Annotated in this window: 33 protein-coding genes; all 33 read left to right on the plus strand. The window is 45.9% G+C overall.

The annotated features are described in order from the left end of the window. Positions 1 to 52 precede the first annotated feature (52 nt). The 33 genes from L1D23_RS22220 to L1D23_RS10655 all read left to right on the plus strand — a co-directional run bounded on the left by L1D23_RS22220 (position 53) and on the right by L1D23_RS10655 (position 26,468). Positions 53 to 184 (plus strand): hypothetical protein, encoded by a 132-nt coding sequence (locus L1D23_RS22220; RefSeq protein WP_275667261.1) that lies wholly within the window; start codon positions 53 to 55, stop codon positions 182 to 184. After that, positions 181 to 885, plus strand: a complete 705-nt coding sequence (locus L1D23_RS10500; RefSeq protein WP_239866086.1) for a hypothetical protein — start codon at positions 181 to 183, stop codon at positions 883 to 885. Before L1D23_RS22220 ends, L1D23_RS10500 begins: the two co-directional genes overlap by 4 nt. Continuing rightward, positions 878 to 1,666 (plus strand): hypothetical protein, encoded by a 789-nt coding sequence (locus L1D23_RS10505; protein WP_239866088.1) that lies wholly within the window; start codon positions 878 to 880, stop codon positions 1,664 to 1,666. Before L1D23_RS10500 ends, L1D23_RS10505 begins: the two co-directional genes overlap by 8 nt. Next, the gene (locus L1D23_RS10510; protein ID WP_239866090.1) at positions 1,663 to 2,391 is read left to right on the plus strand and encodes an ATP-binding protein; all 729 of its coding nucleotides are present in this window, start codon (positions 1,663 to 1,665) and stop codon (positions 2,389 to 2,391) included. The genes L1D23_RS10505 and L1D23_RS10510 overlap by 4 nt, the downstream gene beginning before the upstream one ends. Next, positions 2,388 to 2,945, plus strand: coding sequence for an MT-A70 family methyltransferase (locus L1D23_RS10515; protein ID WP_239866092.1), 558 nt, complete (start codon positions 2,388 to 2,390; stop codon positions 2,943 to 2,945). Before L1D23_RS10510 ends, L1D23_RS10515 begins: the two co-directional genes overlap by 4 nt. Next, positions 2,945 to 3,526, plus strand: a complete 582-nt coding sequence (locus tag L1D23_RS10520) for a hypothetical protein (protein ID WP_239866094.1) — start codon at positions 2,945 to 2,947, stop codon at positions 3,524 to 3,526. The genes L1D23_RS10515 and L1D23_RS10520 overlap by 1 nt, the downstream gene beginning before the upstream one ends. A 297-nt stretch (positions 3,527 to 3,823) precedes the next feature. Next, the gene (locus L1D23_RS10525; RefSeq protein WP_239866096.1) at positions 3,824 to 4,468 is read left to right on the plus strand and encodes a hypothetical protein; all 645 of its coding nucleotides are present in this window, start codon (positions 3,824 to 3,826) and stop codon (positions 4,466 to 4,468) included. Between the two features lie 3 nt (positions 4,469 to 4,471). Continuing rightward, entirely contained in the window at positions 4,472 to 5,680 is a 1,209-nt protein-coding gene (locus L1D23_RS10530) for an XRE family transcriptional regulator (protein WP_239866098.1), read from the plus strand. A gap of 163 nt (positions 5,681 to 5,843) precedes the next feature. Then, entirely contained in the window at positions 5,844 to 6,128 is a 285-nt protein-coding gene (locus tag L1D23_RS10535; protein ID WP_239866100.1) for a DUF1515 domain-containing protein, read from the plus strand. Beyond that, positions 6,125 to 6,553, plus strand: a complete 429-nt coding sequence (locus L1D23_RS10540) for a M15 family metallopeptidase (protein WP_239866102.1) — start codon at positions 6,125 to 6,127, stop codon at positions 6,551 to 6,553. The genes L1D23_RS10535 and L1D23_RS10540 overlap by 4 nt, the downstream gene beginning before the upstream one ends. Positions 6,554 to 6,607: 54 nt before the next feature. Beyond that, the gene (locus L1D23_RS10545; protein ID WP_239866104.1) at positions 6,608 to 6,877 is read left to right on the plus strand and encodes a hypothetical protein; all 270 of its coding nucleotides are present in this window, start codon (positions 6,608 to 6,610) and stop codon (positions 6,875 to 6,877) included. Then, positions 6,878 to 7,066, plus strand: a complete 189-nt coding sequence (locus L1D23_RS10550) for a hypothetical protein (protein ID WP_239866107.1) — start codon at positions 6,878 to 6,880, stop codon at positions 7,064 to 7,066. 595 nt (positions 7,067 to 7,661) lie between these two features. Continuing rightward, on the plus strand, positions 7,662 to 8,132 hold the full coding sequence (locus L1D23_RS10555; RefSeq protein ID WP_229629126.1) for a DUF1441 family protein: 471 nt from the start codon (positions 7,662 to 7,664) through the stop codon (positions 8,130 to 8,132). Further along, positions 8,113 to 10,206: a terminase gpA endonuclease subunit gene (locus tag L1D23_RS10560; RefSeq protein WP_239866108.1), complete on the plus strand. Its 2,094-nt coding sequence runs from the start codon at positions 8,113 to 8,115 to the stop codon at positions 10,204 to 10,206. Before L1D23_RS10555 ends, L1D23_RS10560 begins: the two co-directional genes overlap by 20 nt. Then, positions 10,203 to 10,409: a hypothetical protein gene (locus L1D23_RS10565; protein WP_038511857.1), complete on the plus strand. Its 207-nt coding sequence runs from the start codon at positions 10,203 to 10,205 to the stop codon at positions 10,407 to 10,409. Before L1D23_RS10560 ends, L1D23_RS10565 begins: the two co-directional genes overlap by 4 nt. Further along, on the plus strand, positions 10,402 to 11,889 hold the full coding sequence (locus L1D23_RS10570; protein ID WP_239866110.1) for a phage portal protein: 1,488 nt from the start codon (positions 10,402 to 10,404) through the stop codon (positions 11,887 to 11,889). The genes L1D23_RS10565 and L1D23_RS10570 overlap by 8 nt, the downstream gene beginning before the upstream one ends. Further along, positions 11,882 to 14,053 (plus strand): head maturation protease, ClpP-related, encoded by a 2,172-nt coding sequence (locus tag L1D23_RS10575; RefSeq protein ID WP_239866112.1) that lies wholly within the window; start codon positions 11,882 to 11,884, stop codon positions 14,051 to 14,053. The genes L1D23_RS10570 and L1D23_RS10575 overlap by 8 nt, the downstream gene beginning before the upstream one ends. Before the next feature lie 77 nt (positions 14,054 to 14,130). Beyond that, complete coding sequence (locus L1D23_RS10580; RefSeq protein WP_239866114.1) at positions 14,131 to 14,463, plus strand: hypothetical protein; 333 nt, start codon at positions 14,131 to 14,133, stop codon at positions 14,461 to 14,463. A 1-nt stretch (position 14,464) separates the two neighbouring features. Next, entirely contained in the window at positions 14,465 to 14,797 is a 333-nt protein-coding gene (locus tag L1D23_RS10585; protein ID WP_239866116.1) for a hypothetical protein, read from the plus strand. Further along, a complete protein-coding gene (locus L1D23_RS10590; RefSeq protein ID WP_239866118.1) occupies positions 14,775 to 15,302 on the plus strand; it encodes a phage tail protein in 528 nt (175 codons plus the stop codon). The genes L1D23_RS10585 and L1D23_RS10590 overlap by 23 nt, the downstream gene beginning before the upstream one ends. Continuing rightward, a complete protein-coding gene (locus L1D23_RS10595) occupies positions 15,268 to 15,765 on the plus strand; it encodes a hypothetical protein (protein ID WP_239866120.1) in 498 nt (165 codons plus the stop codon). The genes L1D23_RS10590 and L1D23_RS10595 overlap by 35 nt, the downstream gene beginning before the upstream one ends. Next, complete coding sequence (locus L1D23_RS10600) at positions 15,734 to 16,432, plus strand: phage baseplate assembly protein V (protein ID WP_239866122.1); 699 nt, start codon at positions 15,734 to 15,736, stop codon at positions 16,430 to 16,432. Before L1D23_RS10595 ends, L1D23_RS10600 begins: the two co-directional genes overlap by 32 nt. After that, positions 16,429 to 16,761 (plus strand): phage baseplate protein, encoded by a 333-nt coding sequence (locus L1D23_RS10605; RefSeq protein WP_239866124.1) that lies wholly within the window; start codon positions 16,429 to 16,431, stop codon positions 16,759 to 16,761. Before L1D23_RS10600 ends, L1D23_RS10605 begins: the two co-directional genes overlap by 4 nt. Further along, positions 16,758 to 17,738, plus strand: coding sequence for a baseplate J/gp47 family protein (locus L1D23_RS10610; RefSeq protein WP_239866126.1), 981 nt, complete (start codon positions 16,758 to 16,760; stop codon positions 17,736 to 17,738). The genes L1D23_RS10605 and L1D23_RS10610 overlap by 4 nt, the downstream gene beginning before the upstream one ends. Further along, positions 17,722 to 18,342 (plus strand): phage tail protein I, encoded by a 621-nt coding sequence (locus tag L1D23_RS10615; RefSeq protein ID WP_239866128.1) that lies wholly within the window; start codon positions 17,722 to 17,724, stop codon positions 18,340 to 18,342. The genes L1D23_RS10610 and L1D23_RS10615 overlap by 17 nt, the downstream gene beginning before the upstream one ends. Then, entirely contained in the window at positions 18,339 to 19,628 is a 1,290-nt protein-coding gene (locus tag L1D23_RS10620; protein WP_239866130.1) for a phage tail protein, read from the plus strand. Before L1D23_RS10615 ends, L1D23_RS10620 begins: the two co-directional genes overlap by 4 nt. A gap of 10 nt (positions 19,629 to 19,638) precedes the next feature. Then, a complete protein-coding gene (locus L1D23_RS10625) occupies positions 19,639 to 20,205 on the plus strand; it encodes a hypothetical protein (protein WP_239866132.1) in 567 nt (188 codons plus the stop codon). A gap of 111 nt (positions 20,206 to 20,316) precedes the next feature. Beyond that, the gene (locus L1D23_RS10630; RefSeq protein WP_239866134.1) at positions 20,317 to 20,523 is read left to right on the plus strand and encodes a hypothetical protein; all 207 of its coding nucleotides are present in this window, start codon (positions 20,317 to 20,319) and stop codon (positions 20,521 to 20,523) included. Continuing rightward, a complete protein-coding gene (locus tag L1D23_RS10635) occupies positions 20,523 to 21,701 on the plus strand; it encodes a phage tail protein (RefSeq protein ID WP_239866136.1) in 1,179 nt (392 codons plus the stop codon). The genes L1D23_RS10630 and L1D23_RS10635 overlap by 1 nt, the downstream gene beginning before the upstream one ends. Then, positions 21,701 to 22,189 (plus strand): phage major tail tube protein, encoded by a 489-nt coding sequence (locus L1D23_RS10640; protein ID WP_239866137.1) that lies wholly within the window; start codon positions 21,701 to 21,703, stop codon positions 22,187 to 22,189. Before L1D23_RS10635 ends, L1D23_RS10640 begins: the two co-directional genes overlap by 1 nt. A gap of 464 nt (positions 22,190 to 22,653) precedes the next feature. Next, positions 22,654 to 22,833 (plus strand): hypothetical protein, encoded by a 180-nt coding sequence (locus L1D23_RS10645; protein ID WP_239866138.1) that lies wholly within the window; start codon positions 22,654 to 22,656, stop codon positions 22,831 to 22,833. A gap of 65 nt (positions 22,834 to 22,898) precedes the next feature. Next, a complete protein-coding gene (locus tag L1D23_RS10650) occupies positions 22,899 to 23,570 on the plus strand; it encodes a phage tail assembly protein (protein WP_239866139.1) in 672 nt (223 codons plus the stop codon). Between the two features lie 156 nt (positions 23,571 to 23,726). After that, positions 23,727 to 26,468: a phage tail tape measure protein gene (locus L1D23_RS10655; RefSeq protein WP_239866140.1), complete on the plus strand. Its 2,742-nt coding sequence runs from the start codon at positions 23,727 to 23,729 to the stop codon at positions 26,466 to 26,468. The last annotated feature ends 13 nt before the right edge of the window (positions 26,469 to 26,481 follow it).

A 26,481-nucleotide genomic window follows, 5' to 3' on the forward strand; every position in this document is an offset into this window, starting at 1 on the left:
GCTGACCACCATGATTACGCAAACACTAACCAACCTAAGAGAACTTTGTGCAATGAGTCTTACATTAATTATTTACCACGGCTGTAAAGTCTGGGTGGCCTGTAACGGCACCTGCCGTTTTGTTGTATCCCGTCAAAAGGCAGCGGAAATATTCGCATCAATGAAAGCGGGGGCGGCAGTATGAAAGTTGTCCCTATGATTTTTAATACCGAAATGGTTATTGCGCTCATGAACGGTCGAAAGACGGTGACTCGCAGACCAGCCAAAGGTGTTTCGTTTTCTGAAAGAGCAGGTTACGCGTTCAACGGCTTTTCCTACGGGATCGGCGCTAACCTACGAGAAACAATGAATCACATAATCAATCGACCAGCAAAAGCGGGTTGCCCTGCCAATATCGGTGATTTGATTTACGTGCGAGAGACTTTCGCTGCTCTAGGGCATGATGATTATCAACCAGTTAGCCCAATGTGCCTAACGGAGATACACGAGTATCGATACAAAGCGAGTGAGCCAGTTGGGCTCGCCAATTGTTCAGACCATGAGGTTCGAGGTTACAAATGGATCCCTTCTATCCATATGCCTCGAAGTGCAAGTCGATTGACTCTAAGAATCACTGACGTTCGAATTGAGCGGGTGCAAGACATTACCGAGGAGGAATGCTGGAAAGAAGGTATAGAAGACACCATTGGTATGTTCGATATCTATGAACTTTCCGACATGGCCAAAAGATGGGGCGGTACATTCGAGGATGCAAAGTCATCTTTTGCCTGCCTATGGGAATCAATCTACCAAGACTGGGATCAAAACCCTTACGTTTGGGTGGCTGAGTTTGAAGTTATCCATAAGAACGTTGACAAAGTATTAGCAGAGGTGGCCTGTGATTGAATTTCTAGATCGGCCCATCGCGTTTCATCGCTCCTTTGTCAAAATGGGCATTGGTATCACGGGTGCGCTAATGCTTAGCCAGAGCATTTACTGGAGCCGCAGAACGAACGCTTCTGGGTGGTTTTACAAAACGCAAGACGAGTGGCAAGACGAAACAGGAATGACTCGCAGAGAGCTCGATACAGCGCGCAAAAAACTGCGTAGTTTAGGCATTCTTGAAGAGAAAAAACAAGGCGTTCCTTGCCGAGTTTTCTACCGCATTAATGAGCCAAACTTGATTGCACAAATGGAGCAAACTAGTTTGGCGGAATGCGCCAAACTAGACTGCACGAATGCGCCAAGCAGTGGCGGCGGAATCAGCCAAACTAAAACAGAGACTACACAGAGACTACCAGAGACTACTACAGAAAAAGTAAACAAAAAGTCTTCCATCAAAGGGAGCTTGGTTTCTGATGATCAAGTTCCAACCATGCTAGTTCGTGAAGCATGGGCAGAGTATTTGGATTTCCGTAAGCGAATCAAAAAACCATTCAAAACAGAGCGAGGTGAGCGAACCCAGATGCTCAACCTGATAAAGCTTTGCCAAAACGTGGTAGGCATGCAACGGAAGATAATCGAACAATCCATCGACAACGAATGGCAAGGATTATTTGCACTCAAGCAATCGGGGTTGGCTCAATCTCGGGTAACTCAAGTCGAAGAATACTCAGAACAAACCAATCCTGAGGATTACGCACCGCCTCAGTGGTTTCGGGACCGAGAGTCAGGAGGTGAGCAATGAGCTTCTACCAAAAACTGCAGCAGGCTATGCCAGCCCATGTGGCTCCGTATACTCGTGAGCAAATGGCCCAAATCAATCAGCAAGCGGTGGAGTCTAAGAGCAAAGAGGTTTACCAAAACTTTCAGCAAAGCAAGGTTCAAGACTTGCTTGGCCGTAGTGGCGTAGGCAAAAAACATCTCAAATGTCGCTTCGATAATTACATCACTGAGAACCAAGGCCAGCGCCAGGCGTTCAATGTTTCGCACCGTTGGGTGTCGGAGTTCTTAGAGGGGAATCCAAAGAATTTCATTTTCTCTGGTTCTACGGGCACAGGTAAAAATCACCTAGCATGTGCAATGGCAAATGCTTTGATGAAGCGTAAGAAAACTGTTTTGGTGATCACCGTAGCCGAGCTGATGATGAAAATCCGCGATAAGTACAACAAGCAATCTGAAGTGACTGAAGCTCAATTTTTAAAGTACTTATCCCAAGTGGACTTGTTGGTTATTGATGAGGTTGGTGTTCAGCGCATGAACGACCACGAAAACATCATGATTAACACCATCATTGACTCGCGTTACACCAACGAGAAAGCAACGGGCATCCTCACCAACTTAAAGTCGGATGATCTAAACAACACGCTAGGTGCTCGTGTGATGGAGCGGCTACTAGAAAGCTGCGAGTGGGTGAGCTTTGCATGGGGAAGCTACCGTAAACAAACAACGCAATTGAGAGGGAGAGCATGAAAAAATACCAAGTTATTTATGCCGACCCTCCTTGGGCGTTTAACTCAAAGCGCACTGGCGGAAACATGAAGTCAGGTGCTGGGCAACACTATGGTTGTATGTCGATGGAAGATCTCAAGGCGTTACCTGTTGAACAACTGGCTGATGAAAACTGTTTGCTTGTGATGTGGTGGGTAGGCGCTATGCCACAAGAAGCCATCGATCTAGTGAAGGCATGGGGCTTTACTTTACGAAACATGAACGGTTTTGTATGGGAAAAGCTGACGGTGAAGCACAACCCGTTTTTTGGTCTTGGTTACTATACAAGGGCAGGAAGCGAATCAGCCATTATTGCTACCAAAGGTAAATTCAAACCTGCTTGTCGTAGCGTTCGAGCAGTGAGGCGAGCACCAGCAGGAAAGCATAGTGAGAAACCAAATGAGTTTCGTGAAGACATAGTTCGATTGGCCGGTGACGTTCCTAGGTTGGAAATGTTTGCTCGTGTTGCTGCAGACGGATGGGATGTTTTCGGAAATGAAGTAGACAACTCAATACAACTACAAGAGGTGGTGTAATGCGACCAGAAACGTTACTGGCTAAGTTTGGATTGAAAGGCATCAACTATTCGCAAAACGGTGGCGGTAAAGGCACATTTACCCTAGAAGAACAGCTAGCGATGGTTGGCGTCTCTTGGAATGAATCGCCCGTTGGTTTTTTGGTGTTGTTTGCTGAAATCCATCAAGACTTCCATTCTCGCCAAATGTTGGAGCAAGCGGTCATACTAGAGCTGATAGGTTTGACTGCAAAAACTAAGGGCCAAAAGAGCGAGCTTGCGTACAAAGCGATAGTGCAGGCGGCAATTACCGAGGCAACCAGCCCATTAGGTCAAATATGCCCAACGTGTAACGGCTCGGGCCATTACACAACGGAACGACGCCAAAAGCGCAATTGCACCTTGTGCGATGAAGGCCGTATCCAGTGGGATGAGCACAGCCGCTTTGCAGAGTTATGTTCTCACGAGTTTCGTTGCACTTACACCATGTTCAAGCGGAAATACTTGCCAATCTTGGTGCAACTTACTCGATGGCTGTCGGATCAGCGAACGGCGGCGGTATTGGCCTTAATGAAAACGATTGAAAGGGAGGAAGCGGCGTAGGTGCTAGCGGGTTCATAGACTAATTGAATACGATGCAACTCTAATATGGTTTATTTGGATGCAGAGTTGAAGATTGACATGTGTAAGTTGCGAGGTAGGGTTAATCACCTTAGGCTAATGGTGATCCTTACGTACTGATGTACAACACTTTTCTTGCTGCCTATAACCTAAACGCCCGTAAGGGCGTTTATTCTAATTGATTCATATTTTACTTAGAATTTTTTTAATGAAAACTTTAAAACTTAAGTTTTATGGTGTAAATTCGGGATAAGTAAATTCATTAATCAAGGATACTAAATGCAAGACGTTCAATCTCAACTGCTCTCTTATATTGTTTCCAATGTCCAGAAAGAGTTTTTTCAGGAGTTCCAAGAGCAAATTTTAATCAAGTACGGTGTTGCTGAAAATTTCCTGTCTGAAAACATTAAACATACACCCAAGGCTCGCTTACGGCCTCAGTTAAGACGTTATTTGATTGATGAAGCAATGGCTGAAATTGGTGGGCAGGTGATGTTTACTAAGCCTCGTGGTGAGCACTATCTAACCTACGAAGAAAATGGAATCGTAGTCTCTCATGTAGAAGTTGTTGCGGGGACGAAAGTTAGGAATGCGGTTCACAGAAAGCTGTTGTCATTGAGTAACGAAGCTCTTGAACCTCTACAGTATGATTTATTCAATACAAAGCTTGTAGAAAGTCAAACGAAATTACACATCGTAGTTATGGTGATTCATCCTACGGTTAAAGAAAGTTCTCAAATGACCCCGCAAGACATTTTGGTAGTGGTTCCATTTTCTAACTGGAAAGACTACCATGCGCTGCTATCTATAAATGAGTTATTAGAATCTTATGAATCCGAAGAGATTTATGAAAGTGATATGGCATGGCCTACACTTAAAATTGCTTTGGACGAAGAAGAAAGCAAAACAAGTAACGGTGAGTAAATCATGAAAACAGGTGTGGGTGGATTTCAGTCGAATAGATTAACTCAGGCCAGAGAAGCTCTAGGTTTAACTAAGGTGGCTCTGGCTACGTTAGTTAATGTATCTGGAGCGACTATCACCCAGTGGGAAAGTGGAAAACAGAACCCACAAGAAGATAAATTACAATTGCTGGCGAATGCTCTGGGTCAATCGGCACATTGGTTTTTGAAACCGATGCCGCATAACTCAAGTACACCATACTTCTTCCGGTCTCTATCGGCAGCGACAAAGTCTGGAAGGACTGTAACCAAGATAAAGTTAGATTGGTTAGCTGAAATTGCGGGTATTTTAGAAAAGTATGTAGATTGGCCTAGTTTGAATCTACCTAAGTCTGAAAAGTCAGTTCAAGCTATATCTGATATAGAGATTGAAGAGCTAGCAAATCAGTTTAGAGATAAGTTGAAGCTAGGTAGAGGTCCAATTAAGGATTTGATGCTAGCGGTCGAAAGTGCGGGTGTTATTTGCGGTAGAAGTGAAATTGGTTTTGATAAACTTGACGGTTTATCGAATTGGCAGAACGGAGGAAAGCGAGCATTTATTTTGCTTTCAACAGATAAACAGAATGCAATCAGGAGTCGCTTTGATCTCGCACACGAATTAGGACACATGATTCTTCATGCAAATGTAGCCGTACAAGATATAAGTCCTACTATCCACAAAGAGATTGAAAGGCAAGCAAATTTGTTTGCAGGCGCTTTGCTTATGCCTGCAGAGTCTTTTGCTCGCGATATAAGCAGACCAACGCTAGAAACCTTCTTGACACTAAAACCAAGATGGAAGGTATCAATTGCAGCAATGATCTACAGAGCTCATCAGTTAGAGATTATTTCAGAACTTCAGAAATCAAACCTCTACAAAAACCTTTCAGCTAAAGGCTGGAGGTTGAAAGAACCTTATGATGATCAGGTGCAATCTGAAAAGCCAAGGCTCCTATCAAGGGCATGTAATATGTTGATAGACGCTGGAATAACAAAAGATGATTTGTTAGATCAGCTTGGGTTAAAAGCGAATGTTGTCGAGGAGTTATGCGAGTTACCAGAAGGTTTCTTTAAGCCAGTTGACTTAGATAGCAATTTAATTTCATTTAGAGGTGCTTCTAAAAACAAGCTTCGAAGCACCCAGTCTTCAGATCTGGAACCTAGTAATGTGTTTAGCTTTGCTGCGAAGAAATAATAGATATTGTGGGTGAGTGTTGACAATCACCCCTAAATGGAGCACTATTACCACGATGTAAAACCTCGCCCACCTCGGCGGGGTTTTCTTTTATCTACGATTTATTACTTAAATGCGCCCCTTTCTTAACCGAAAGTCGGGCGCTTTTTTGTGGGCGCTATATATGTCAAATTCATGCAGTGATAAACATACTCAAGTTCATCACGATTCTAACCAAACTAAAATCTTAGTTACCGTTGCTTCTGCAGTGATTGCTGCACTACTTCTTTGGATTGGTGGAACGGTGAGTAGTAATCAAGTTTCTCTCGCAACACTCCAAGCTGACATGCTCAACCTTCGAGTCGATATTCAAGAAGCGACTGATAGAAGTGATCAGTTTCGAGAAGAATACAACTCAGATAAGCGAGATTTAGAGCACCGCCTACGAGCATTGGAGAGAAAGCAATGACTCAATTCTACTTAGGCAAGCGCAGCTTGACTCGTTTGCACAAACTCCACCCTAAAATGGCAGCATGTGTAGCACTGGCTATCACCTTCTTAGAGGAAGTGGATATCTCAGTTAGTGAAACGGTTAGGACCAACGAACGCCAACACAAGCTTTATTACGGAACACCGAAGAAAACTTGGACGCTAAACAGCAAGCACCTCATTCAAAGTGATGGCTTTTGCCATGCGGTTGACCTTGTTCCCTTGCTTGTTGGCAAAGTCGCTTGGGATAAATGCCCAGTAGTGGCAGAGGCCATGTTTAAAGCAGCCGAGGTGATCGGCATTCGTATTCGGTGGGGCGGTGACTGGAACCAAAACAGCTCTAGCAAAGATGAGCACGAAAGGGGTAGTTATGACGGCCCTCACTTTGAGCTCTTGAATGAATAGATAGGAATCTTATAACCAGCAGCCAATTGGCTGCTTTTTTTATGGAGGTGATCTGTGAAGCAGACGATCCTATTTGTACTAGCGACCTTAGCGATGTTTGTTACGTCAGTCGCCGTTGCGGCAACTGGTTTAACACCAGATCAAGAAGTACCCACATGGGTATATGCAGCTATTGGTGTAGTAACCACCGTCGCGGGTTTTATCGCTCATGTAGATGCTCAAGTGAGTGAAGAATTCAAAGCTAAGTGGCCTTGGTGGCTTCGCCTAGTTTGGGATTTTGCCGCGGGTAACTATAAGCACTCCCAAAACATTGGAAGTTTGTAGATGAAGAGCATAGTGGAGCTGCTAGCAAGGTTTTTTGCAGCAGTACTTAACCTGTTTAATCGAAAAAAGGCCAAAGAGTATGCGGATGATCCTGCTACTGCTATCGCTAATTCTGATGATGGGGTGCGCAGGTCTGACAAGACCTTTGCCGAACTGGCCGCAGAATCTAAACGTGATAGAACTGAGTGACGGCGGCGTCTGCCTCGACAAAGGCAGCGCTATTCGCCTCGCTGAGCTCCGGGCTCAGTTAGAAGCGATGTAAGTCACTTCGAGTGTATTACTGACCGCACTTGTTATCAGTTAGCGTCAGCATGTGATTGCAACGTATCCCGCATGTAGCCAATAGGCAGGGATGAGGTAGGAGTAGCGACCCTTTAAGGCATAAGTGAGCTAAAAGAAAAGACTGTGTTTTACAAATGGCTTTCGAACGAGAGCCATTGATAAAGCACCAATAATCACCACTTGGGCAGTCAATGCTAGTGACATTGCGATGCCGCCGTGCATTGCCAGGCTTCGGCCATTTAACAGCAGTGCCCAAAAGTGGTGACCCTATTCCTACGCCTCCCTAGGCAAGCGTTGGTTTCTCGCTGTTTCTCTATGTTAGCTAAGACCATGAAGTAACCTGACCCGTTGCTTACTCCTTACATGCGAGCGCACAGAGAAAGTCAAAAAGAAACAAGCCAAGGGCGAAATACCCTCATTACGGCTAACGTCAAGCTCAGGCGAAAAAGGCGTGACACTCGGAGAGACGAGACAACCAAATTTAACCTGTTCAGGGGTCATTATGAATAATGAAAAGCGCCTCTGGAATCTGACTGAGCTAGAGGTTTTCGGTTATCACCGCTCTACGATACGCAAAAAACTTAAAGCGGCAGGGATAGAACCAGTGGCTTACAAAGGCCAAACACCACTATATGACATTGTACAAGTGATGCCTTTTTTGGTTCAGGCCTCACGAAAAGAGTCTGATGCACCTGATCTAATGGGCTTTAAAACCGCCGCAGAGTTTCGCGCATACATTCAAGCTCAAACGGAAAAAATCAATCTTATGGAAGCTGCAGGTGAATGTGTTGCCAAAGTTGACTATGAGCATGAGATAGCGACTTGCATTGCAGACATTAAAAAATTCAAAGACAAGGTGATTACTCGAATTGAATCGGCCATCACCACTGTCACTCCTCAACAGTTAGAGGATTTAGAGAAGTTGTTAGATTTTGACTTAAAGGCGGTAGCAGATGAGCTTGAACACGTTTGATCCGCGTTTAGGTGTGCAGTTTGCTGATGCAGCTGCGATACGACGTAAGTATGCTCACTTGTGTCGCCCAACAGATAAAACGCCCGTAAAGGCCGCCGATGATGGTTTGTGGATCTCAGACGGAACAGACGTAACAAAGTTCTTGTCTAGCCAAGTTCCTTACATGCGCGAACCAATGGATTGTTTAGCTAGGCGTATTTATGAAGCGACTATCTTGATGGGGCCAGCACGTAGCGGTAAAACAAAAGGGCTTGTCGAGGGCTGGGTAAACTATACGGTCACTCAAGCACCTGGTGATATGTTGCTAATCTACTCCACCAAGAAGAAAGCAGAGAGCATGTCCAAAAAGGATCTGGCGCGCTGTTTTTTAGCAACAGAAGAAATCAATAACCTAAGAACTGGCCGCAAGTCAGACGATACTCTGACCTTTAAGCATTTTATTAATGGTATGAATCTAACGCTAGATTCCGCAACAGAAAGCAGCCTTTCCGCTGAAACCTATCGTTATGCAGGTTGTTCGGACTACGACCGTGCAGATGATGGAATAGGGCAAGAGGGTAGCAAATTCCAGCTAATGCTAAAGCGTATTCAAAACGCTAAGTCTTCCGGTATGGCAATGGCTGAAAGCTCTCCCGGTCGCGTTGTTCGTTCACCAGTTCCCGTTGAACAGTTGGGTATGCACGAGGCTCAGCCCTGCGGTGGAATCGCGCAGCTATTTAATCAAGGGGATCGTCGCCGCTTTTATTGGCAATGCGATGATTGTGGCTTTTGGTTTATGCCTTTGTTTGAAACTCTATATTGGGACGACAAATATCAAGATCCGCTTGATAAAGCCAAAAGCACAGTGTGCCGCTGCCCACGCTGCGAACACGTTTTTGAAGAAGAGCAAAAACAGCAAAAAGGGTTAGATGCGCGATGGTTCCGCGAGGGTGCTATTGATCAGTATGGTGAGGAAGTCACCGATGAAGACAAAATTCGTCAATCCAAATGGGCTTCCTTTTGGTTTGAGGGAGTGGTTGCCACATACCAAAGTTGGGAAAACCTAGTTTATCGTTACCTGACGGCTCAGAACTTGTTTGATGCGAGTGGTGATGAAGATTCGTTAATGTCCTTCTATAACGTTGACGTCGGTAGACCTTACATTCTCCAAACTGAAAGCAACGATATTGGCGCTCATGAGCTGATGGAAAAAGCGGTGGACTACCCACGCGCTGTTATTCCTAAAGATGGTCGATTTCTCATTATGAGTATTGACGTACAAGGCGGCAAAAAGAACGCTCGCTTTGTGGTTCAGGCCAAAGTCTATGGTGAAGGTTTGCAACGTTGGGTAATCGACCGTTTCGAGATCTTAACCAACCCAAACCGCAACAATGAACGTTTGAACCCGGCAGTGTATGCAGAGGACTGGGAACTACTCATTGAACAAGTGATTAAGAAGACCTACCCGCTAGCCGATGGTTCTGGCCGTGTCATGAAACCAGTTCTTACGCTATGTGACTCGGGTGGTAGTGGTGACAAAAACAAAGACGGCAAAAAAACCTCGGTAACCGATCAGGCTTATCAGTTCTATAACAGCTTAAAGCCTAAGAACTTGGCTCACTTGTTCCGTGTGGTTAAGGGAGCAAGCCGGGATATTGACAAGCTAGTAAAAGAGACCCATCCCGACAAGCGAAGCAAAATCGCCCACGGTGAAGTGCCGCTGTTGTTGCTTCACACCAACCGATTAAAGAACCGCGTTGCGGCCAGCTACTCTCGCCTAGAGTTTGGCTCTCGTTATTTCCACTTACCCAAGTGGGCAAGCCGAGAGTGGTACGAAGAACTCACCGCTGAATTTATCAATGACAAGGGCGATTGGGAGTGTCCAGCGAACACGGCCAACGAAACCACAGACCTTTGTTCTTACGCAGAAGCAGGCATGCACTATTTAGGCGGTGATGATATCGACTGGTCAAAACCACCTCATTGGGCTGCAGAGTGGCAACTTAATAGCAATGTGGTAGACGCCGATGTTCAACCTGAATTCGAACGCAAACCAAAGCGTCGTTACAACCATTCAAGAGGCATTTACGGATGACACCAATAGCAACCAATCGTGAGCGCCTTGCATGGTACTTAGCTGCTGAACAAAAGATCTTAATGCAACAGTCGGTAGAAACGGCAGAGGGTGAAAAGTTGACTCTTGCTAATCTCGGCACTGTGCGCGGTGAGATTCAACGTTTACAGCAGTTGATCGCCAATGAAAGGCGCAGTGTGGTGCGGAGGAACTACCTTGAATAGTCGATTAAATATGGTTGATCGCATCGTTGCTGTGTTTAGTCCCGAACGTGGGTTAAAGCGGATGTATGACCGCACGTTACTTAATAAGTATCGTGCGTCACTTCCAGTCGATCCGAAGACTAAGCAAAAGCGTTCATTCTCCAAAGAGGCGCCAAATCAGCTAAACAAAGGGGCAAAAGCGATTGCCCAGCGAGCGCGAGACGGGGATGAAAACAACCCGTTTGTGACTGCAATTCTTGATGAGTTGTGCGCCAATGTGGTGGGGCCGAACGGGATTATGGTTGAGCCTCAGCCGTTAGACCGTGAAGGCAATGTTCATATTGAGTTTGCGCAAGAAATTGCTCGTTGGCATGAGCAGCATTCGCTTAACCAAAACATTGATGCCGAAACATCCCGAAGTGAAACAGAGCTGCTGGCCTGTCGAACATGGTTACGGGATGGCGAAGTATTTGGTCGAATGTATTTAGGAAAGCACAGCGATATTACTTATCCTGGTGAAACGCCTTTTGCTATTCAACCATTCGAGCCTGACTATATCCCTCGCCACATTACGGAAGAAGAGGGTGGAGTCATAGAGGGCATTAAACGCAATGCGCTTGGTCAGGCGATAAGCTACCTAATCCAAAAGAACGCTAAGGGTTTTGAGTTTGTGGATGTGGGCGCAGAGTTCATGTGCCACCTCAAGTTTACTCGTCGTCTTCACCAAAATCGCGGTATCTCATTGCTGCACTCAGCTCTCGATCTGATTGGTCGGATTGAAAGCTACGATCTTTCTGAAATGGTCAGTGCAGAAATTGCTTCTCGTTTTGCTTACTACATTAAGCGAGATGTGAATTCACCTGACAATGATGATATCTCACGTGGTGGTGACATGTTCTTAGGCATGGGCAACTCGTTTGAACTCGGGCGAGGTGAAGATGCAGGGATTGTTGAATCAAACCGCAAAGAGGCCATGAGTTCACCGTTTCGCAGTAGTCAGCAACGTTTAGTGAGTGGCGCCGCAGGGGTAAACAACTCTTCAGTAACCCGCGAGTATGACGGCAATTACTCATCGCAACGACAAGAGCTGGTTGATTCTTTTGGTCGCTATCGCGTACTGCAACGTAAGTTCGTACTTAATTGGACCCGTCCTCAGTATCGCCAAGGGTTAACGATGGCGATATTTAATGGTGAGCTGCGTATTCCGAACAGTGTTGACCCAGCAAGTGTGCTTAATGCTATCTATCAAGCGCCAGTCATGCCGTGGATAGATCCAGCAAAAGAGATGACAGGCATCGAGAAAGGCACGCGTTTAGGTCTGGTTTCACTTAGCCACTCTCAGCGTGAGCGCAATATCAACCCACTTTCCACTCGCAAGGAAATCAAAGCAGAACGAGAGCAAATGAATAACGATGGCATCGTTAGCACCTCTGACCCTGCTCACAACCTTGCAGATAAAGTTCAAACCAACTCCAAAGGTGAGGGAACCTTCAATGCCTAAACAAACGGCACCAACTAAGAGTTGGTACACCTTAAAAAATGAAGCTTCAGATAAACCCGCGCAGCTCTACATTCATGGAGAGATTGGCGGATGGGATATCTATTCGATTGATTTGGTGAAAGCGCTTCAGCAAATCGGCGACAAAGATTTGATGATGCGTGTTCAAAGCTACGGTGGCAGTGTCTATGAAGGCTTAGCGATGTTCAATGCCATCAAAGCCCACAAAGGCAAAACGATCGGTGTGGTTGATGGTTTGGCTGCGTCTATCGCCACTTACATGTTGATGGCTTGTGATGAAATCCATATGCCAGAAAACTCAACGTTTATGATTCATAACCCTAGCATTGGTGCTTGGGGCGAAGAAGACGAGATAGAGAGCGCATTAACTCAAGTAAAAAATGCGAAAGCCACGGTTTCAAGTGCCTACGTTGAACGAAGTGGTAAGCCTCTTGAAGATGTTCTTTCTGCGATGGCTCAAGAAACATGGTTCACCGCACAAGAAGCACTAGACTGGGGATTGATTGATAAGGTCATTGACCCTGTCGATCTGACTAATTGCTTCAATGAAAAAGACGCCACTGAAATTGGCAAGTTCAAGAACGCGCCAGAATCTCTATTAAATCGCATCACGCTTGGTACGCCAGAGAGTAGCACCGAGCCTGATCTATCTAACCACACGGCACCTGCCGAACACTCTCAACCAGAACCAAACCAACCTTCTGAACAGGTAAGCGACATGCCGAAACCAAATGAACTAATCAATGCTGTAAAGGCAGAGAACCAACGTCAACAAGCGATTCGTACACTGTGTAATAAACACGGTGTTAACGCTGAGCTGATGAACACCATGCTTGAAGACATGGACTGCACTGTTGAAATGGCCTCCGCTCGTATTCTTAGCAATATGGACAACGACCGCGAGAACCTGCGGAACCTCTGTAACACGCTCAACCTGAGTGAAGAGCAAACTAACCAAGTGTTAAGCGATCCCAACTTTACGATGGAAAATGCTTCACAAAGTTTGATGAATATCATCGGCCAACAAAGCGCAGATGGCGGAGCGAACGGCATTACGCCAACACACGTCCATGCAGGTAATGGTAATCACGTTAAAGATGAGCTGCAAAACGCACTCAATGCGCGTTGTGGTGTAGCTAAGCTCGAAAAAGACAACAGCTTTGGTTACGAGTCTCTGTTAAACATGGCGCGAGCAAGCTTAGGTGTGAATGCTCGTAGCGCTATGACTAAAAACGACTTGGTCAACCGTGCAATGAATACTCAAGACTTTGGCGATATTGTTACCGAGTCTATCCGAACCGTCATGCGTGATGAGCGCGAAGCAAGCTCGCCACTTTGGCGTGAACTGGCGAACGTTGAAGAATTGCCAGATTTTCGTGAAACCGAACTGACCATGGTGAACGACGCACCGGACCTGATGGATGTAGGTGAAGACGGTGAGTACAAAGAAGCGATCTTGAAAGGCAGCGGAGAGCGTATTCAGCTAGCCACATTTGGCCGTGAGATTAAGTTCACACGCCAGTTCATTATTAACGACGACATCGGCCTAATTTCCAAAGTGCCGCGTAAGTTTATGCAAGCCGGTTATCGCTTAGCGGATAAGCTGATGTTTAACGCAGTTCTTAGCGGCAAAATGGGTGACGGCGGTGATGTTTTTAAAGACAAGGCGCAAGGCAATTGGGGCAACCTGAAAACAGGTATTACTGCAGGTGACTATCAGGCACTGATCATGGCGCTGCATAAAGTCTTTGCTACTGCAACCACCATTCCTCTTGATGGCAAGAAAGAAGGAGACCCACTGGATCTACGTGGTCAGATTCTGGTTGCCAGTCCAGATCATGCGTCGATGCTTGAGGCGGTTCTGAATACGGCAAGTAAACCCGATGAGTTCAATCCAGCCTATAAGAAGTTTGACAAGGTTGTTGAAACTGCGCGAGTTAACAGTATCAATGGTGCAATGGCGTTGACGGGTAAAGACTTCGATACCGTGTTAATGGGCTTCCTAGATGGTCAGCAAGACCCTTGGCTTGAAACGGGTGATGGTTGGAGTAGTGACGGCGCGAAATTCCGCATTACTTACGACATCACCTCCAAGGTATTGGATCGACGTGGTATTGCGAAAGCCACGTTCGCTGCTGCTAGCTAGTTGCTCGAAGTTCTAATCGAAGAGAGTACTTAGGTGCTCTCTTTTTGTTTGTCATTACAAAATTCAGAGAGATTCCTATGCAGATTGCAGAAGGTAAAAAAATTGCCGTAGTGGCTCCGGCAAGCGGCTTTGTGAAAGATGTGCCTGTACTCGTTGGGGCACTGGTTGTGGTACCAAGTTTTAAAGCCGAAGTTGGTGAAGTGGTCACTTGTACTTATCAAGGCTTTTACGATGGGCCAATTAAAGAAGGTGACTCGCCATCTTTTGGTTGTGAACCCGCTTATTTAGAAGCGGGGGCATTCACCAAAACGAAGCCAACAACCTCGGGTGAAGTTGAACAGCCTGTAGGCGTGTTTATTGATGGTGGTGTGTTGCTTACAGGTGAGGTAATCACCCAACTGGTTGCGTAAAATGAGTAGCCTTTTTGACAATGCCCGGGCTCTTGTTCGGGCATCCATTGCGGATTGCTTTGGCTCGCCTCAAGAGGTGTTTGCTAGTGATGGCTCACCAATAGAGGTGACGGGATACGTTAAAAAGCAGCAGCAAGGCGATCATATTGTTAGCCGCCTGCTAACTCACCAGATTGTACCTGAGAGCTGCTCGATGCAATACGAAGGTAAAACGTATGCTCTGGTGTATGAAGCCCCTCTAGAGAAGCAATCTAAATCTAGCCAAATCACCAATGAATATACCCTAGTGATCAATGTGAAAGGTTCATCTAATGGCTACTCAGAGTTTGACTAATACTAACCGCGCACTGCTTGATGCCGATTTTATTCAGCAATATTCTGCGTTCGAAAAAGAGCTACCGCAAGTTGTTCAACGGGCGGCCAGAGCGACGAATATGTGGCTGAGAACGGTGGTAAAAGCTGAACTTGGCTATGAGCTAAAGATCAGTAGTAAGGCACTTCAGTCTCGTTTTCGCACGTACAAAAACGGGCGAATATCCAAACTGTGGATCGGCCTTGATGACATTGCAGTACACCGCATAGGCACGCCAGTTCAAAATAGTCAGGGCGTGCGAGTGGGTAGCCGCTTTTACGAAGGTGCATTTATCTCGCCAATGGACAGCGGCGAGCTACTAGTGTGGCGTCGTAAGAGTCGCGCACGTTCTGATATTGAGTTGGTGAAAGAGGATATCTCACAAGATTTTGAGCATATCTTAGATTTCTATCTTCCCGAGATAAACCGAAAATTTCAGGAGTTCTTTAGCCGTGAGTTCAGAACAGTATTATCGAAAGCCGCGTGAGTGGGTGAAAGTCGTTGTTAAGCATCTTGAAGCAAAGATGGGTATTAAGATTGGAACTATCTACAAGCGCTCCGCTGAAGAACTAACCGAGGTAACGTTTACCTACCAGGTGGGTGAATCTGAGCCATTTAACCATTTAAGTCATGAAGAGCGCGCGCAACACCGTATAGAGCTGCGCATTATGGTAGAAGTGCCCACGTCAGTTCATGAGTTTGATCTCGAAGCGTTAGATGCCTCCTGTCGTATTGAGCGAGAGATTTGTAATGAATTTTTTGGTGATGGCTTTAATCATGAAGATGCAGAACTGGTGTCAAACTTACCTAGTAAGTTTGATCCAAGCATGGGTGTATTTGCTCGCACTGTGACCATGCGTCAGCAAATCTACCTAGGCCCGCTAGAAGAAGACTATGTAGAGCTTGTAGAGGAAAGCTATGAACTTAATTCGGAGACTTTTGAGCCTTGAGAAGAAGTTCAAGCAATTCATTGAGCAGCTTCAGGATATTGAACGGCGACTAGCAAACATTATCCGCATTGGGACAGTTGAGGCGGCTTATGAAAATACCGTCGATATTAAAAGCAGCTCGAATGATGCTAAGAACATTCCTTTCTTTGTTCCTGCGATGGGGCGCGTTCGTGATTATCGTCGCCCAACGGTCGGCGAGCAGTGCATCCTTATCAACCTTGGTGATGGTGACAACCTTAACAATGCCGTTGCTCTAATGGGGCTTCGTTCTACGCTGTTTCCTTTCCCATCACTCAATGAGAATGAGGTGGTAAGGGACTACGGCGGTGGCATGAAAGAGATCTACGATCTTGATGCAGGCTCACTGACTTGTGTTTACCCAGGTGGGAAAACGCTTCAAGCCGATTTAACCCATGAGGGTAACCAAGAACACACTGGCAACACCAACCGAACTGGGGACACGATCTCTACAGGTAGTATTGTGAGTACCGGATCGTTTAACCACCAAGGTGCATTTGCTGTTTCAGGCGGATCAGGTGGTGGTGCTGCGACCTTTGCAGGCGGTATGGATGTGACAAACGGGGATGTGGTTGTTGATGGTTACAGCGTTAAGTTGCACCACCATATTGACGACGAAGGCCGACCAACAAGCGAGGCGAAACCATGATTGGCATCGACCAAGAAACAGGTAAGACGGTGTTTAACCTTGATGCGTTGAGATGCAGAATTAAACGCGTGTTGACTACGCAATTAACTGAGCGGGTTAAGCGGCGCAAAATGGGTAACCGAGCACTTAGCCGGTTAGGTAAAAATCAAACGCCTTACGAAGCTTTAATTGTCCAAAACCTTTCTATAGAAGCGCTCACCAATCCACATAGCCATATTAAAGATGTTGTGATAGTCCGTTGCAAAGCTACCCCAAACAGCAACGGCTTTCGCGTGCAGGTATGGGGCAGTTGGAATGGAGAGCCGTTTGACGTGAGTACGAATGTATGACCGCATCAACCCCACAAGCTTTTAAAGTGCCAGATTTTGAGGAAACGCTGGACGCTTATATCGACTTTGCTGTTTACCATTGTGCCGGTCAAGATAAAGAAAAAGCTGCGTTGCTTCGTGAAAGTTTAGAAAACGATAGCGAGCTGCTTGCTCAAGTGATTCAGTCCATAGTGCTGAAATACATCTCTGATGTTAGAGAAAAGAACTACTGGTCATTGCAGATGTTCCGTAAGTATGTAACTGAATCGGACATGGTTGATTTACTTGCTCTGCAATATAGGTTGAAACGCCAAACACTGGTGAAAGAAGATACCAGTGTGCATCCTCCTAAGCCGGCCGTAATGGAGTCAAATGAAGACTTGCTAATGCGCTTTGACATGGCACCTTTTCAATTCCATACCACAGGGACGCGCATGGGGTATCGCTTTCATGCGTTAACGTTGGATGAACGCCCGAAGATCACGATGGAATCTCAAGAGAATGTAGTAACGGTTCGTTATGAGTTCCCAACTGATGTTGTGAGTAACCCCGTTAAAGATGCGCAGCCGAGAATGGTCGAGCCTAACTCGGGTAAAGTGTGTAACGCAATTTTAAGCCGAGAAACACCAACGGGTGAGCCTTCTCAAGAACTACTCGATAGAGTTAAAGCCTACCTAAACCGTGATGATATTGCGCAAGAGTCAGATGAGATTTCGGTTAAGGCGCCCAAGTTCAAAGATTACACCATCCATGTTATCGCAAGGACAGGGGCCGATCCTAACAACGACTTTACCCAAGAGCAGGGGACTGCCATTGCTAATGCGTTCGCAGAGAGCAAGTTTAAGCTGGATACGGACGTAGAAACGGATGAACTTGCCCACAAGTTCTACGAACAAGGCGTTCGCCCTATCATCGTGAAGCCAACGCAGGATATCGCTTGCGATTGGGATGAAGTGCCACGCTGCACAGGAGTGGTGATTGATGTCAGAGCAGAATGAACCATTCAACAGCGTTCAGCCTTCCAACCGGACCATTATTGAAGAGTCTTTGGAATACGCTTGGGTAAAGGTGCTCGAAAACCTTGAGTCTCCTTACCCAAACCTCAAGAATCCGTTACTTTGCCCAGACGAGTTTGTTTCATTGCTAGCTAGTGAGCGAGGTGTGCAAGACTGGCAACCCGGCGATACGTTAGAGCAGCAACGATCAACAACTGACAAAGCCTTTGAGATACATAGCAAAGCAGGAACGCGCTATGGGCTTCGAACGTCGATTGATGCGTTAGGTTTTAACTCCCAAGTGACCAAAGGTGCATTGGCGTACTCATTGGATGTCAGTGCAGAAATAGAGAAGGGTGAACTGAGCGAAAAGTTACAAACCCGCTTGTCTAGCCGTGTAAACACCTACAAGAGCGAGCGCGATACCGTTTCGTTAGAGCTTGCTCGTTCAGCTTTTGTTACTCCTTTTATTGGTGTATTCGCCGAGACGGGTGTGCTGAGTGATAGCGCTCCTTATACGTTCCAAGATTCAGAAGGCTATGTAACACCAAAATTGGGCGTGTTCCCAGAAACTTATGTATTAAACGATTCACAGGCCGCAACATGACGCAATTAACCGATACAGAACTTAATGACTTGGATACCCGTGGTTATATCACGACATTAGGTATTAACGCTGAAAAAAATGCTAAGTTGAACAATGAGACTGTAAAAATCACTCACCTTGTGGTTGATGGTGGTTTACTACCTAGTGACAAGTCTCCAGTCGATGTTACAGAGCTTGTTCATGATTATGGTGAACAAGCCAAGTTTGCCGCTTCTGTGGTTGAAGATGATCAGAATGAAGGTGGCTTCATTGTTCAGATTAATATCACTGCCGATCATCATATCAACAACGCAGGTTACAAGATTTGGGGCCTAGCCGCGGTGACGGATAAGGGCATCATCCATTCGTACCGCCGCGTTGAAGGGGATTTCAAAACCTACAATCCCAATAGCTCTAAAAGTTACACCTATCGTTTACGCTTTCTTACCTCGAATGCAGATGTGATCAGCTTTACTGTGGACCCGACGATTGTAATTGCTACCAAAGATGATTTGGATAAGGCAGTGAAAGAGCATGAAGATAAGCAAGACCCTCATCCTCAATATGCTACAGATGATGACCTCACTCAAGCCATGCAGCAAGCTGGAACTGACTTGTCCGACTTAATTTCTATTAGTCAGTTTTTGCCTTATGACGAAACGCGAAAGTATAAAACTGGCGAAATTTGCTACACCAAAGACCAAGTGACTAACGAGCTAAGCTATTGGCAGTGGTACTCAAACGTTGAATCTCTTGCTGGTAAATCACCACTACTAGATGCTAACCGTCACGTAGGTTGGTCAGATAACACCAAGCCGTTCTATTGGGTTCCATACACTGGCGATCAAGTAGGTATGCCATTTTTATGGCTTGATAATTCTGCGCCAGAGTGGGCGGTTATGGAGATTAACGTTGACTTGCCGATTGCTGTTTATTGGCGTTTAGCCCGCCGCTATCCGCATCTAGTAAGTGGTAATGTGATTAATACGGGTGAAATTCGTGGCGAATTCTTGCGTGTGTTAGACCAAGGTCGCGGCATTGATCCAGGTCGAACGATTAATAGCGTTCAGGATGCGTCAAAAAACTATTATACAGGCAGAGTTGGTGGTTATAACGGGGCTGCATGGGCAGATGGACTTGGATATGAAGAGTATACAGGCCGGAAAGAGAACGCCAAATCAACTTTGGTTGAATCAGGAAGTCGCGGTGAGTTGAGCCTTGCAGGGGGGACGCAAAATACGATGAGACTGTATACATGGGATAACATATCTAGAAACGTCGCTCGTCCAATGGCAATAGTGATTTAAGGTGATGAGTATGAAAGAGAAAGTTTATTATCCAATAGATAAAGAGACTAAAGAAATTCTTTCCCCTGTTAAAGCTGAATACCGTGGTGGTATTCATCATATACCGAGAGATGCTTTGGAGTCTGAACCTTTGCCATCAAAGCAAGGCTTTGCTGTAGTTGCGGTTCTTGATGAGTCTGGAAAGGCTATTGATTCAGAATACATCGAAGATCATCGAGGAAAGGCGATTTATGATGAATCTGACTGCACGAAATCGGAAGATGTTTCTGAACTTGGCCCCATCAAAAAGGGCTTCACACCTGATAAGCCGCAAACTGAATTCGATGAGCGTATCAATGACGCTTGGGTTACAAACGAAAGCAACAAATACATTGCTGAATACAACCAGGTTGATGATGCGCGTCGTGCTGCTTACTTTCAGGTTGTTACCCCGCTCATCGATGAGGCAAAAATCAAACGTGACTTGATTAAAACGCCGGAAGCCATCGCCGAAGCGGACGAACTAGATAAGCATATCTTAGCCGCTCGGCAGAAAATACAAACAGAAAACCCGTGGCCCACACCACCAACTAACTAAAGCCTGCTAACTGAGCAGTTTTTTTATACCCACTACACCGAAACCCAGACATTGCGCTGGGTTTTTTCTTATCCGAAGACTTTTACCGAAAGAAAAAACCGGAGCTTATCTATGGCGATGATCGCTAAAACAAAAAGCAAAACGCAGGATTACCCAATCCTCAAGCCATTGCGCCTGAATGGCCGTTGGTATCCGTTGGAAGAGAAAACCATCTCTCTTTCACTCGCACAAGCCCAGTTCCTGCTGTTAAGCGGAAAAGTGGGTAAGCCAGGTACTAAGCCGGCTATCGAAACCCAAACACAAAAGGAGGCTAAATAATGGCTGAACCAGCATTAGCTCCGATTCAAGATTTTGAAATGAATGGCGCAGAGGTCAATACCATTGAACCTCTTGTTAGTATGGGGCCGCTTGCTCAGCAGGTGGTTCACCTAACCGGTACTGCGACAAACAAAAACGCAGGGTTACCGCTTAACGAATCAACACGACTATGGGATTACGCCCATGCCATGTTGATGCTTGATAGCACAGGTGATCGTTCTGGCTCTCTGCCGCTTGTGGTTGAGTACCTGCTCAAGTATTGCCAGTGCATTTTATATGTCACGGTTGTGGCTGAAGGTGCAGACAACGCTGCGACTGAAGTAAACATTATTGGTGGTACTGATGCTGCGACAGGTGCCGTAACAGGTATTCGAACCGCTACATCGTGCGCGGAAACCCCAACCATTATTGCCGCTCCGGGCTTTAGCTCGGTCACTTTAGGGCAAGAGCTTTCGCTGATTGGTCGTGATGTGCGCTGCCGCCCAGTGATAGATGGGCCAAACACTAACGATATGGCAGCGGCGGAATTTGCTGCCAATTTTGGTGCAGAAGGCACAGGGCAAGACAAGCTAGCGATCATCGATCCTTGGTTTGTTACTAAGAGTAATGGTCAAGAGGTGACCTTACCTGCTTCCATTGCATTAGTTGCGGCCATGGCCTCTATCGAGGGGCATCAATCGCCACAAAACAGAGGGGTGAACTGTGAATACACATCACGCCATGTTTCGTACGTGATCAACAACAAAACGACACAGGCTAATTTCCTGAATAAGCATGGTGTGGTGACGATCTGCCGTACCCGAATGGGTGGTTATTCGATCATCGGTAACCGTTGTAATACAGGCCGCTTTATAGCTCATGTTGGCTTAGAAGACCTAATGGCCCGTAAGGTTGAAGAAACCTCTCAGCCGTTGATGGGGGAGCTGCTCACTGCTGACTTTATGAAGCAGGTGATTGATCGCTTAACCAACTGGGGCCAAGGGTTGGTAGCAGAAGAAGTCATCCCGAAGTTCAAAGCATACATTCACCCAAGCAAAAACACCGTTGAGAACTACACCTCTGGTCGTTGGTTTATTTGCTTGGATTACGGGCGCTACTCTCCGAATGAGCACATGGTCTACGAGATGTCGGTAGACAATGGCTTAATTGCACAATTTCTTGAAGAGGTGACACAGTAATGGCAGCTGATCGCATTGCAAGACGTATAACGGCACTACTCGAAGGTGTCCCGTGGATGAATGAGATTGTTGAGATCTCTATGCCGGAAATCACATTTAAAGAGCAATCGACAGACGGCTCTTTTTTAGAGATGGATGACATGGTTCGCCTTAACAAGCTCACCTGGTCGGTGAAAGTTCGTGGGGATCGCAAAGCGATTTCCCGTGTGCTTCGCAAGTTTATGATGAAGCCCGGGCAGTTTAACGTGACAGAGAAAGGGACCACTCGAACAGGTGAGCGATATGAAGAGTTGCACTCTCTATACACCACTGTTAAAAGCGTTAAACCAAACCCTAAAAAGATGGGCGAAAAACCAGAGATGACCATCGAAGGCACTTGTGAAGCTTACAAGCTCATTGATACAGGTGAGTTGATCCATGATATCAATGGCCAGACCGGACAGATGGTTGTATTCGGTGAAGACTTAATGGCTGAGGCGGGCATTTAAACATAGCGGCAAGTGTTGGATGCACCAATGCATGCCGCTAAAGTTTTGTTTGTTTGTTTGTTTGTTTGTTTAGTAAGTTGTGACTTATGGAGGGTAAAGCATTGGTTGACTATAAAGGCTTAGTAAACACAACTTATTTACCCGATTTGCGCTATATTTATTTACTAAGTTAGTGGTTTTAAGAATCTTGGTTGGTAATTAATATTAGTAAGTACGAAGGTTTATACCCATTATGGGGGTATGTAAATGTTGCTTTTGACCCTTTGCGGGTTAAATTGAAAGAATGTGCTAATTTTAGTAAGAAATGGGTTGCCAAAGGCAAGTGCCGATGATAGGTTTTGTCACGGTTTTACGAAACCGAGCGAGATAGAATTTTATTTAGTCATCCACTCATAATGAAATTTGCAGCAACAAATTTCGAGTGGATGACTAGGTCGAATTAAACCCGAATAAGGAAAAATTCAATGAGTATTCTAAGTCCCGAGCCCTTAGATGGCAACGAGATTCTTTCTGATGCACTACAGCGTGTAGAGTGCATTCTTCACTTAATGATCAACAAAGACAGTCGGCTAGACCTAGATGATACTTCAGTGGTTCACCTGCTAGAAGCATTACGGGATAAGCTCACCACAACACTTCATTAATTTTACGTTTTAGTTTTTAACCAAGCCCTCGCATTTGCGGGGGCTTTTTTTATGGAGCAAATTCAATGCTTAACAATACCAGTACCCTTAAATTCTTTAGTCGTGACCACGATCAGAGCAAAAAGTTGGAAGCGCAGCTTGCAGAGCTAAAGGCCAAATTAAAAGCAGTAACCGAAGAAACCCCGGAGCAAGAGCTAGAAAACCTGCAAAGCCAGATTGATAGCGTGCAAGCAGAAGTAAAAGCGCTACGAACTGTGGAGCTAAAGATACTTCCCATCGCCGAGTTCAAACGCTTGCCTCATATAAAGCTGGATGAAAAGAAAATGACGCACTTGCAAATCTTTGAGCAGCGCAAAGCAACGATTCTTAAGTGCAGCGAACTGACAGAAAAACAGTTTTCGGTAATCAAAGCGCCTGACTTTCACAAGATCTATTCAGATATTTGCGATTACATCCTAACTCCGTCTGACCTTGCTCAAGGTGATGTGTTAAATACCGACAAGTTTGAATTTGATTTGCTGCACCCATTCTCTAACGAAGTAGAAGAACAAATTAAACACATTCGTTTTAATGTACCTCTAACCTCGCATTCCGAAGCGTTGGCCGAACTGGTTGATGATGAAGAGCGTGAAGACTTTATGTTCCGTGTAGTCACTGGGCTAGAAAAATCAGACTTTGAATTCCTTTCTACTAACGATTACCTCGCGCTAAAACCGCAGGTGGGCGCTTTTTTTTAACGATTGGCGGCATTCTCGCGGCTGAGGATGTCGAAGCACTGATCGACTATATCCCCATGTACCGAAATACATCTGAAAGCGAGCTGCGTAAGTGGCCGCAAGATGTTGCGGTGCGTCGTTATCACCTCATCTTAGAGAAGCTTGGGGTTAATAAAGATGTCTGAAAAAATCAGCATAGTGCTCGATACGGTCGTAAAGGGCACTGAAGATATACTATCCACTACCTCTGCGACCGAGCGTTTAACCGCGGCCATTGCCGAACAGCGCAACGAAATTAAGCAGGTTAATGGTGACTTAAAGAAAGTCGAAGGCTATCAAGCCGCGATCAAATCGATTACACGTACTCGCGAACAGTATAAAAGGGCGACAGAGGATGTCGCTCGGTTATCCAAAGAGCAAGAAGAGCACAAGCAACACACGCGCGGGTTGTCAGTTGAGTATAAGAAGACTGAAAAGCAGATCCAGTCACTCAACACTGAGCTTAAAAAAGCCTCTCGTGATGGTGCGATTAAGATTCAGAACGAGTTAGATGCGGCAAACAATCGCTTAAACTCTCTGAACCATAAGATGGCCGAAGGTAAGGTTCGCACCTCTGAACTTAACCAAACCTACAAGAATGCGACCAAACGAGTCACCAAGTTAAGTGACAAGCAGGTTAGCCAAACGGATACACTCCGTCGCCTTGGTGGTGAGCTGAAGAAAGCGGGAGTTGATACCAAGAAGCTTGCTACGGAGCAATCAAGGTTAGAGAAGCAATCTAAAGAAGCGACTGCAGCCATTGCTAAGCAGAATGAACACTTGCAAAGGCGCAAAGCGATCACAGATAGGATTGAGAGCCGAAACGCCAAGCTTAGCCAGATTGGTGGTGATGCGACGAGTTTAGCGATCAAGGCCGCGCCGATTGGTGCCAGTGTTTGGTCTGCTGTTAAGAATGAGTCACTGTTCGCTGATATGAAAAAGGTGATAAATGCAGACCCAGAAGACGCGGCGCGGTTACGATCAATAAACTCATTAGATGATTGGTCTCTGAGAGTTGCTGCATCGGAACAAGGTGGTGGTCTAAGCAATTCAGAAATAAAAGCTATGATGACAGCCACATTTCAAAGTGGCGTGCAAGATATCGAGCAGGCCAAAAAAATAACGTTAGACACCATAAAAATGGGTGTAGCTCTAGACCTTGAAGGTGGGGAGGCTGGTGAAAAGCTGGCTGCTGTAGGCAGTTCATCGGGTTGGACTCATGATGAGTCCATGGAAGCGATCGCAATGGCAAACACGCTTTCTAATAATTTTAATGCTAAAGGTCGCGATATAGTTGATGTTATCGCTGCTCAAGGCTCAATGTTAAAGATGGCTGGTTTTGACAAAGCAGAAGGTGAAGCGCTTACAACTGCAATTTTAGCTACAGGAGCACAAAAAGATGTTGCTAAAACAGCGGTAAAGAACATATCTGGACGTTTAACTACTGGCTCTGCTGCTACCTCTTCACAACGTGCAGGTTTAGCCAAAATAGGCTATGTCCCGGAAGAGTTAGCAAAAATGATGCAAGAGGATGCGTCTGGGACTCTGATGGAGGTTCTTAACTCTATTGGTCAGCTTGATTCTGCAGAGCAAGGAGCAACAGTTAGTCAAATATTTGGTGAGGAAGTTAAAGGGGCAGCGTCTTCGTTGATCAAAAATACTGACTTGTTCAAGAAGGCTTTGGCTACAGCAAGATTATCTCCCGAAGATCACATGCGTGGTTTTGAAGAAGAATTTCAAACTCGTATAAGTTCTACTGAAAATAACACTGATAAATTTTTGAATAGCTTAAACAGGCTGAGCGTAGTATTTGGTGATGCGTTGCTGCCGACTTTCAATAACGTTCTTGATGCCGCAACAGTTGCTACAAATTGGTTAGGAGATTTCGCCAAAGCTAATGAGAAGGTTACTACCGCAATTGCTCTTGGCACAGCGGGATTCATCACCTTTAAAAGTGCGATGCTCGCGGCAAAGGCTGCCTCATTAGTGTTCGGCAACTCTATTGATAAAGGCAAACTGTTCCGCAACGGTTTAGAGCGAGAGACAACGGCAAATGGTAAAGCCGCTGCGTTTGCGGCTAGGCAGATCCGCAAAATGAATGCTGCTATGTATGACGTTGGTTCTGGCGGTCGTTCAGGAAACCTCGGTAGCGAAGCACGTAAGCGTTCAAAACGGGGACGAAGAACGCGCACACGTTCAAAGGGTTTGTTGGGCAAAGCGATTAATTTGGGCTCATCTGTATTTACTGGCAACCGCGGAGCAATCCCTCTCTCTATGGCTGGCGGTGGTTTAGCCATGATGCCTATGGTAGCCGGTGCGCAAGATGCAATTGATATTGGTGGTGACATTGCGCAAGGCGCAGGAAAGTTTGGGCTGAGCAAGTTACTAAGGCCACTTTCTATGGCGATCTCAGCGGGCAACATTGCGAGTGCCTTAGCAGGTGGCGATACCAAAGGTGCCATCGAAGAAGGCGGTGGATTGTTGGGTGGCTTAGGTGGCGCAGCAGCAGGGGCGGCTTTGGGCACTGCAATATTCCCCGGTGTGGGGACTTTGGTTGGTGGGTTAGCGGGTTCGTTAGCTGGTGACTTTTTCGGTGGTTCAATAGCTGGCTGGATTGGTGACGGTCTTACACCGGGTTCACCAAACAAACTGATGCCCCCTGAAGAAGTAGAAGCTCGTTTAGCGGAGAACCGCAAAAAGGAAGCAGCAGCAAAAGTGGCTCCCCCAGTAAAGGTTGATGCTCCTATTCAGATACATGCCGCACCAGGTATGGATGCGGAGCAGATCGCCATGGAGGTGAAACGTCAGCTAGAAGAGTCTCTTCATGTTGCTGGCCTTACCGTCGAAGAATCTTTATCCGTTTCATACATCGATACCTAATCATATAAATCCA

It is taken from the genome of Vibrio sp. Isolate24, assembly GCF_022398215.1.
Classification (GTDB): Bacteria; Pseudomonadota; Gammaproteobacteria; order Enterobacterales; family Vibrionaceae; genus Vibrio; species Vibrio coralliilyticus_A.

Excerpts from the sequence above, each read along its gene's own strand:
- L1D23_RS10580 (WP_239866114.1), top strand. The coding sequence starts at position 14,131 with ATGCAGATTGCAGAAGGTAAAAAAATTGCCGTAGTGGCTCCGGCAAGC.
- L1D23_RS10530 (WP_239866098.1), top strand. The coding sequence starts at position 4,472 with ATGAAAACAGGTGTGGGTGGATTTCAGTCGAATAGATTAACTCAGGCC.
- L1D23_RS10500 (WP_239866086.1), top strand. The coding sequence starts at position 181 with ATGAAAGTTGTCCCTATGATTTTTAATACCGAAATGGTTATTGCGCTC.
- L1D23_RS22220 (WP_275667261.1), top strand. The coding sequence starts at position 53 with ATGAGTCTTACATTAATTATTTACCACGGCTGTAAAGTCTGGGTGGCC.
- L1D23_RS10520 (WP_239866094.1), top strand. The coding sequence starts at position 2,945 with ATGCGACCAGAAACGTTACTGGCTAAGTTTGGATTGAAAGGCATCAAC.
- L1D23_RS10635 (WP_239866136.1), top strand. The coding sequence starts at position 20,523 with ATGGCTGAACCAGCATTAGCTCCGATTCAAGATTTTGAAATGAATGGC.
- L1D23_RS10535 (WP_239866100.1), top strand. The coding sequence starts at position 5,844 with ATGTCAAATTCATGCAGTGATAAACATACTCAAGTTCATCACGATTCT.
- L1D23_RS10620 (WP_239866130.1), top strand. The coding sequence starts at position 18,339 with ATGACGCAATTAACCGATACAGAACTTAATGACTTGGATACCCGTGGT.
- L1D23_RS10525 (WP_239866096.1), top strand. The coding sequence starts at position 3,824 with ATGCAAGACGTTCAATCTCAACTGCTCTCTTATATTGTTTCCAATGTC.
- L1D23_RS10625 (WP_239866132.1), top strand. The coding sequence starts at position 19,639 with ATGAAAGAGAAAGTTTATTATCCAATAGATAAAGAGACTAAAGAAATT.
- L1D23_RS10600 (WP_239866122.1), top strand. The coding sequence starts at position 15,734 with ATGAACTTAATTCGGAGACTTTTGAGCCTTGAGAAGAAGTTCAAGCAA.
- L1D23_RS10650 (WP_239866139.1), top strand. The coding sequence starts at position 22,899 with ATGCTTAACAATACCAGTACCCTTAAATTCTTTAGTCGTGACCACGAT.
- L1D23_RS10560 (WP_239866108.1), top strand. The coding sequence starts at position 8,113 with ATGAGCTTGAACACGTTTGATCCGCGTTTAGGTGTGCAGTTTGCTGAT.
- L1D23_RS10540 (WP_239866102.1), top strand. The coding sequence starts at position 6,125 with ATGACTCAATTCTACTTAGGCAAGCGCAGCTTGACTCGTTTGCACAAA.
- L1D23_RS10575 (WP_239866112.1), top strand. The coding sequence starts at position 11,882 with ATGCCTAAACAAACGGCACCAACTAAGAGTTGGTACACCTTAAAAAAT.
- L1D23_RS10640 (WP_239866137.1), top strand. The coding sequence starts at position 21,701 with ATGGCAGCTGATCGCATTGCAAGACGTATAACGGCACTACTCGAAGGT.
- L1D23_RS10550 (WP_239866107.1), top strand. The coding sequence starts at position 6,878 with ATGAAGAGCATAGTGGAGCTGCTAGCAAGGTTTTTTGCAGCAGTACTT.
- L1D23_RS10515 (WP_239866092.1), top strand. The coding sequence starts at position 2,388 with ATGAAAAAATACCAAGTTATTTATGCCGACCCTCCTTGGGCGTTTAAC.
- L1D23_RS10555 (WP_229629126.1), top strand. The coding sequence starts at position 7,662 with ATGAATAATGAAAAGCGCCTCTGGAATCTGACTGAGCTAGAGGTTTTC.
- L1D23_RS10590 (WP_239866118.1), top strand. The coding sequence starts at position 14,775 with ATGGCTACTCAGAGTTTGACTAATACTAACCGCGCACTGCTTGATGCC.
- L1D23_RS10615 (WP_239866128.1), top strand. The coding sequence starts at position 17,722 with ATGTCAGAGCAGAATGAACCATTCAACAGCGTTCAGCCTTCCAACCGG.
- L1D23_RS10585 (WP_239866116.1), top strand. The coding sequence starts at position 14,465 with ATGAGTAGCCTTTTTGACAATGCCCGGGCTCTTGTTCGGGCATCCATT.
- L1D23_RS10610 (WP_239866126.1), top strand. The coding sequence starts at position 16,758 with ATGACCGCATCAACCCCACAAGCTTTTAAAGTGCCAGATTTTGAGGAA.
- L1D23_RS10510 (WP_239866090.1), top strand. The coding sequence starts at position 1,663 with ATGAGCTTCTACCAAAAACTGCAGCAGGCTATGCCAGCCCATGTGGCT.
- L1D23_RS10565 (WP_038511857.1), top strand. The coding sequence starts at position 10,203 with ATGACACCAATAGCAACCAATCGTGAGCGCCTTGCATGGTACTTAGCT.
- L1D23_RS10605 (WP_239866124.1), top strand. The coding sequence starts at position 16,429 with ATGATTGGCATCGACCAAGAAACAGGTAAGACGGTGTTTAACCTTGAT.
- L1D23_RS10655 (WP_239866140.1), top strand. The coding sequence starts at position 23,727 with ATGTCTGAAAAAATCAGCATAGTGCTCGATACGGTCGTAAAGGGCACT.
- L1D23_RS10645 (WP_239866138.1), top strand. The coding sequence starts at position 22,654 with ATGAGTATTCTAAGTCCCGAGCCCTTAGATGGCAACGAGATTCTTTCT.
- L1D23_RS10630 (WP_239866134.1), top strand. The coding sequence starts at position 20,317 with ATGGCGATGATCGCTAAAACAAAAAGCAAAACGCAGGATTACCCAATC.